Below are 6029 nucleotides of genomic sequence, written 5' to 3'. Positions count from 1 at the left end.
CACGGCCGTCGACTCGATCGAGGAGCGCCCGTCGAGCGGCTAGGAGATGCGCGAGCTTCGCTCGCCGACTCTCCGCCTCCGCCGACGCGGGGGGCCCTATCTAGAGCCCCTTCGCGAACCTGTCAACCTTCTCTTTCGACTCTTTTTGGGAGTGTTCGGCGCGTGTTCTTCGCCGAGCTGATCGAGGAGGTCACGGTGCCAGAGGGCTGTCGGCCGAGGTGGCCGACTGTTCCGCCGGTTCGCGAGGGGCGGACCCTATACGGGCACCTCATGGCTGTCAACGCTAATGGTCGAGCGCAATTGCGGTCGGGGAATGGCTGGGACGAGGCGGGCGAACTGAAGAGGAGTTCCTCGTCGCGCAGGGCGCGCTCGGTTCGGCGGGTCGGCGCGGGGGAGGTGGTTCCGGGCTGCCCTCCCCTCGGGCCTACCGTGGGAGCCGGCCGCGCGGACCGTGAAGAGGCCCAGCGACGCCCCGTGGTCGCGGGTCCACCTGGAGCGCGCGGACGTCGCGCGATCGCGATCGCGATCGGGAGCGCCGGGCGCGATCGCGATCGCCCGCTCGGGCCGAATCGTGGGCCTAAGTTGCCGAATTTACATTGGATATCGTCGGCACGCGGGCTGCTACGGGGGCGCTCGGAGAGGAGCCCCGATGCCGATGATGAGCCGAGATACCTCCGATACGTCCGTCACGTTCTCCCTCGCGGAGCTCGCGAAGCTCGAGGAGGCGCGCGTGCGGGAGGAGCACGTCCAGCGCGCGAGAACACGCGAGAAGGAAGCCCGCGAGCAGCGCGAGGAGGAAGCGCGCCGGCGCGCCGCGGATGCGGCTCGGGCCGCGGCCGAGGCAGAGACGCAGGCGCGGCGCGAGCGGGAGCAGGCCGAGGCGGAGGCGCGCGCGGAAGCGCGGGCGCGGGCGGCGCTCGAGGTGGCACGCATCGAGGCCGAGGCGAAGGCGCGCCTCGAGGCGGATAACGCGGCGCGCGCGCACGAGCTGGCCGTCACCCGCGCGCGCGCCGAGGGACGACGCCGCAGCCTGACGCACGCGCTCGCCGCCGCGCTCGGCCTGGCGCTGTGCGGCGGCGCAGCGGCCGCCTACGGGGTCGCGCAGCACGTGGCAGGCCTGGAGCAAGAGGCCCAGCGGCTCCGTGATGCACAGGCGGCGCTGGCAGACGAACGCGAGAGCGCGAGGGCGGCCGAGCTCGCGGCCCTCGACAGGCGCCACGCGGCGCTGCGCGGCAGGCCCCTCGCCCGCGACGCCGAGGAGGCAACCGCGACCGCGGAGGCGGCGCGGAGCGCCCTCGATCCGCGGGCGCTGGACCACAACCGGCTGCGGGCGTTCGGGGACGCGCTCGACGCGCTGGAGACACGGCTCGACGCGCTCGAGAGGATCGCGGCGCTCGATCGGCGCCACGCCGACCTCGCCGCATGGGCCGCGGAGCGGCGGCGGCCCGAGGCCACGGCGGCGGCCCAGGTCGCCGCGGCGCGCGCGAGGACGCCCGGCGCCGACGAGGGCGCGCTCCGCGCTTACGAGGGCGCGCTCACCCACCTGCGGGAGGCGCTCGCCCGACCTGCGGCGTCGGGACCGCGACCGCAGGTGGGGGTGGGGCCCCAGCAGCCCAGGTGCACGAACCCGGGCGACCCGATGTGCGGGTTCGACGGGCGGTCTCTCTGAAGCGCTGAAGCCGCGCTTCTCTGCGGGAAGCTCGGCGGAGCTCCGGGCGAACGACACAACCGTCGCCCCCCAGCGCCGCGCTTCCACGCTCCGGAGGTGCATGGCACCCTGCGAGGAGAATGGCCAAGGACGTGTCGAGCACCGTCGAGCACCGGAGCCCGGTGCGGCCCGAGGCCGGGAGGCGGCGGCCAGCGCTTGTGTGCGCGTTCCCGCGGCCCATGGCGTTCGCGCTGCCCGACTCCGGGACCGTCATCGGCCGCGCCTGGCTCGCCGAACGCGGCCTCGCCGACGCGGAGGTGTCAGGCAAGCACCTGCGGATCGATCGCGCCGGCGGCGCGCTGCGCGTCGCGGACGTCGGGTCGCGCAACGGCACGTGGGTGAACGGGTCGAGGCTCGCGCCACGCGACCTCACGCCGCTCGACGACGGGGCGGTGCTGAGGCTCGGGCGCGTCCTGTTCGTCTTCCGCGAGGAGCTCCTCGGCCCGCTCGATCCGGCGCCGCCCGTGGGCGGGCTCGTCGGGCCGTACGGCCTGCGCACCGTGGCGCAGCCCCTCGAGGGCCTGCCGCGGAGCCGCCCCGGCAACGTGCTCATCGAAGGGGAGACGGGCGTGGGCAAGGAGCTCGTCGCGCGCGCCACGGCGGCGGCCCTGGGGCGCGCAGCGCCCTTCGCGGCGGTGAACGTGGCCGGCGTCGCCCGCGGCGTGTTCGAGTCCCAGATGTTCGGCCACGTGGCGGGGGCGTTCTCGGACGCGCGCAGCGCCGCGCCCGGGATCGTCGTGGCCCACGACGGCGGGACGCTGTTCCTCGACGAGATCGGCGAGCTGGATCCCGATCTCCAGGCGAAGCTGCTGCGGCTCCTGGAGAACCGCGAGGTGCTGCCGGTCGGGGCGCAGCGGCCGGTCCACGTGAACGTGCTGGTCGTCGCCGCGACCCACAGGGACCTCGAGGAGATGGTGGAGCGCGGGGCGTTCCGGCGCGACCTGTTCGCGCGGCTCGCGATGGCGCGCATCCACGTGCCGGCGCTCCGCGAGCGGCGCGAGGACCTCTTCAGCGTGGCGGGCGAGCTCGCGCGGCGCGCGGGCGTCGCGCTCCCGGCCGAAGCGGTCGAGGTCGAGGCCATGGAGCGGCTGCTGCTCGATCCCTGGCCGAGCAACGTGCGCGGGCTCGACGCGGCCCTCGCGGAGGTGCGCCGCCTCGATCACGAGCCCGGGCTGCGGCTGTGGCCGGTCGAGGAGGTGCTCGGGAAGGCGCCGGACGACCAGAAGACCGCGCTCACGCAGGAGCGCGTCGAGTCCGCCCTCGCGGCCGCCGGGGGCAACGTGACGTCGGCCGCGGAGCGGCTCGGCGTCTCGCGCGGGAAGCTGCTGCGCTTCCGAAAGCGCACACAGCAAGGGGAGTGATCAAGCCTGGTTCGGTGCGTCGGAAATCCCGCCAGGCGGTTCGACGCGAGCGGCGAGGGAGGTCGCCATCACTCCCAGCCGGACACGCCGTTCGTGTCGCGCAGGATGGCGTGGACGGCGTGCACCTGACCGCCGGACATCTTGATCATATGCATGTCCAGATGCCCGTCCGTCATGAAGTCGAAGATGGTGAGACCGATGGCGATGCCACGCACCTCGTCGGCCAGGATGACGCGCGGGACGAAGGTGCCGCCGGACCCAGGATCGCTGGCGCTGCAGGATGCTCCGGTGCGGCAAGAGAAGTTGCCGCCCCCGTTCTCCAGGCGCTTGCAGGCTCCCGTGACGTCGCAGACGCCGGAGGGGAACGAGCGGAAGTACTTGTCGATCCAGCTCGTCAGCTCTTCCCGGGTGGCCCGCTCGGCCTCCGGGACCTCGTCGTGCCAGCCGATGTCGTCCGAGATGGCGATGATCGCGGCGGGATCCGAGGCGACCGCGAAGGATGCCGTGTAGTCGCCCGGGCGGACGACGATCGTCTCGATCTCCGTGATCTCCGAACCTTCCACCTTGATGCGGAGGGCGACGGGAAGATCCCTCCCGCCTTCCGGAATCACCGCCTGAGCGCCGGCGCTGCACGCCTCGGTATCCAGGGCACGCTGCGAATGCTTCACCTCGCCAGCGTCCCTCCAGAAGGCCGTCGTGCCGATCTCGGCCTGCATGCCGTTTTCGGTGAACTTCACGCCTTCTGCCAGGGGTAGGCTGGAAGGATCCCCGGCGGCGAGGGCGGCGAAGTAGTCGTCCAGGAGGCCATCCAAGAGCTCGCGCGTGCAGTCGCCACCCGGAGCGCCGCCCGCCCCCGTCGCTCCGCCGGTGGCCGCTCCGGGCCCACCGCCGGTGGAGGTGCCGCCGCTCGGCCCCGCGCCGCTGCTCGGCCCCGCGCCGCCGCTGGCGCCGCCCGATGAGGCGCTGCTGGTCTCTTGCGGCGTGCCGCCGGCGCCTCCCGCGGGGCTCTGGCCGCCAGAGCCCGCCGCGCTGCCCGAGGCTCCACCACCTCCGGTGCCGCCCGTGGCGTCATCGTTTTGGCCAGGGTCGCAAGCGCCCAGCGTCAGCGCCAGGGCGACCCCGAGAGAGAGGAACGAGCTAGGATTCATACGTTACCTCTGCGCTGGATCAAAGCTCGCCGGTGAGCGTCGGCGGTGTCCAGTCGATGTGGTCCAGGTGGTTGGGCTTGTTGGGCAGGTCCGTAGCGAAATTGCCCGTCGCCGTGGCGGCGTTGCCCTTCAGGAACTTGTCGACCATGGCGTTGAGGGATGCAGTGTACTGCGAGCGCCAGCTGCAGTGGCTCCCACCTGCGCCCGTGTAGGCGATGTGGTCTCCGACGCCGAGCGCCTCGAAGATCATCTTGCCGACGTTGGCGGTGACCCACGCCGAGTTCCGATCGAGCCCGTTGTACATGGTGCTCGGGTTGTCCACGATGTAGAGGCCGCGCGGAGCGATGAGGCCCATCATCTCGTGCATGTCGACGGGCAGCTTGTTCGTGTTGTCGGCCCCAGCGTTGTTGCCCGTGGTGAACTGACCGAGCGCCACCTCCGAAAGCCAGCGGACGTAGCTGATGCCATGATAGGGCCATTCGGAGCCGCTGTAGCTATCGAGCACCTCGACGAGGCGCAGGCCGATCGTGCCCCCGAGACCCGACTCCACCGGGATGGTCAAGGCGATGCGGTTGTCGAGCACGCCGGCGACGAAGGCACCCTTGCCCCAGCGTGAGCAACCCGTCACACCCACCCGGCGCGGATCGATGACGCCGGGGTTCTGCTCCAGGACGTCGAGGACGCGACTGATCTGCCAGGCCTGTGCCGTGAGGTAACCCGCAGGATGGTCCGAACCGTACGCGCTGTAGAACGGCCCGTTCTTCGCGCCGCTGGTGCCTTGCGACTCGACCGCGGTGAAGGTGATCGTCGCGACGCCGCTCGGAACTGGCATGCCGCTCAGGCCGCCGTAGCCGATGATGGCCGGGGCGGGCGCCGTCGCCCCGTTCATGTTCACGGTGAGGTTGAACGAGGCGGTGCCGCCGCCATCCTTGACCTCGACGGTGATCCTGCTGTTGCTCACGGTGCCGGACACGGCGCCCTTTGCCGGGACGGGCTTGTCGCCGTAGATGAACTTGTAGGCTTGCTGGAGGATCTCTTCGCGCCGGCAGGCCCACTCGCTCTTGCTGGCGATGCGGCTGCCGTCCATCTTCTTGAAGGGGTCCGGCAGCTTCGAGTTCGCCGTGAGCGAAGCGACGCTCGGCATCGCTCCGACGGTGCACCCGGCACCAGGGTTCTCCACCTCACCCCACTCGGCGCTCACGGCGTTGCCGCCGTCGCCGTTGCCTCCGGCACCACCGGTTCCCGGCGCTCCGCCCGTTCCGGCCGGGCCCCCGCCACCGGCGCTGGCTTCGCCCGTCGTCACGTCGCCGCCCGTCCCGGTCGGGGTACCGCTCGAAGAGGACGGTCCACCAGTGCCCGTCGGCGTCCCTCCGGTGCCGCTGCCGCCGACGCCCCCCGTGCTGGCTGCAGGGCTTCCTCCTGAACCGCTGGGATCCTCCGATCCGCCTTCGCTGCCGCAGGCGGCGAGCACCCAAGGCAGCACTGCGAACAAAGCCAAAGAGATCGTGGGACGTGCAGTGCGTAGACGCATGTTGAGCGCTCCTCGTGAGGGGTCGTGAAACAGGATCCCGCTGGGGTCGGGCGATGGGATGGCGGACGAGGGCCCGACCCGCGAGTGCCGCAGAAGTTATTCCCCACTTTGCCGGTCGTCTTCAAGCTGATTTTGTGCTACTTTTCGTAACGTTCGTGCGCCGCGCGTACCGCTCAGGTGGACTGTTCTCGGCTCTTGCAAAATGTCGATTCTTGCGAGATGCGCACGGGCGTGCAGCCGGTGCGCTGCTTTGACGGCCTGCCGCCGAACGAGCTCTTGCG

General features: G+C 71.7%; 4 protein-coding genes. 2 read left to right on the top strand and 2 right to left on the bottom strand.

The features are described from left to right. The first annotated feature begins 649 nt into the window (after positions 1–649). A complete protein-coding gene (locus tag WMF39_RS12110) occupies positions 650–1669 on the top strand; it encodes a hypothetical protein (RefSeq protein WP_437745687.1) in 1020 nt (339 codons plus the stop codon). Positions 1670–1788: 119 nt separating this feature from the next. Continuing rightward, complete coding sequence (locus WMF39_RS12105) at positions 1789–3069, top strand: sigma 54-interacting transcriptional regulator (protein ID WP_437745686.1); 1281 nt, start codon at positions 1789–1791, stop codon at positions 3067–3069. Between the two features lie 68 nt (positions 3070–3137). On the opposite strand, the gene WMF39_RS12100 is transcribed toward WMF39_RS12105, so the two are convergent. Together WMF39_RS12100 and WMF39_RS12095 are read right to left on the bottom strand one after the other, a co-directional pair. Beyond that, positions 3138–4217 carry a hypothetical protein gene (locus WMF39_RS12100; protein WP_437745685.1) on the bottom strand — a complete coding sequence of 360 codons (1080 nt, stop codon included), beginning with the start codon at positions 4215–4217 and terminating at the stop codon, positions 3138–3140. A gap of 19 nt (positions 4218–4236) precedes the next feature. Continuing rightward, positions 4237–5520: a glucuronyl esterase domain-containing protein gene (locus WMF39_RS12095; RefSeq protein WP_437745684.1), complete on the bottom strand. Its 1284-nt coding sequence runs from the start codon at positions 5518–5520 to the stop codon at positions 4237–4239. Positions 5521–6029 lie beyond the last annotated feature (509 nt).

It is taken from the genome of Sorangium sp. So ce1504 (assembly GCF_051521635.1).
Classification (GTDB): Bacteria; Myxococcota_A; Polyangia; order Polyangiales; family Polyangiaceae; genus Sorangium; species Sorangium cellulosum_B.
Note: the sequence above shows the minus strand (reverse complement) of the source record. Positions and strands in the feature narration are given on the sequence as shown.